This window comes from Nocardiopsis sp. N85, assembly GCF_028882275.1.
In the GTDB taxonomy this organism is placed as follows: domain Bacteria; phylum Actinomycetota; class Actinomycetes; order Streptosporangiales; family Streptosporangiaceae; genus Nocardiopsis; species Nocardiopsis lambiniae.
Map to the genome: position 1 here is coordinate 1 of NZ_JARBUT010000052.1, position 547 is coordinate 547.

The window sequence follows — 547 nt, forward strand, 5'->3', positions numbered from 1 at the left end:
GTGATGAGGCCACCGAACCGACAGACCACGGTCGACGGGTTCGAGCTGCAGTTCGGCACCAACCATCTCGGCCACTTCGCGCTGGTGGGCCACATCCTCCCGTTGCTGCGCGCCGGTCGGGCACGGGTGACCTCGCAGGTCAGTGTCGCCGCTCGCCGTGGCGCCATCAACTGGGACGACCTGAACTGGGAACGCTCGTACCACGGGATGCGCGCGTACGGCCAGTCCAAGATCGCGTTCGGGCTGTTCGGCCTCGAACTGGATCGCCGTAGCACGGCCCACGGGTGGGGTATCACCGGCAACCTCTCCCACCCCGGGGTGGCCCCCACCAGCCTCCTGGCCGCCCGTCCCGAGCTCGGCCGTGGCCAGGACACCCCGCAGATCCGTCTGATCAGGGCCATGTCGGCCCGCGGGATCCTGCTGGGCACCATCGAGACGGCGAAGCTGCCCGCGCTGATGGCCGCGACCGGACCCGACGCGGAGCGTGGCGCGCTCTACGGCCCCAGCGGTCCCGGGAACCTGGGCGGCCCGCCGGCGAAGCAGCCGC

The 547-nt window shown here is 71.5% G+C and carries 1 protein-coding gene; it reads left to right on the plus strand.

Features of this window, described 5'->3' with window-relative positions; genetic code table 11:
* On the plus strand, positions 1–547 hold a 547-nt coding region (locus PWG71_RS28645; RefSeq protein ID WP_274813192.1), incomplete at both ends, for an SDR family oxidoreductase.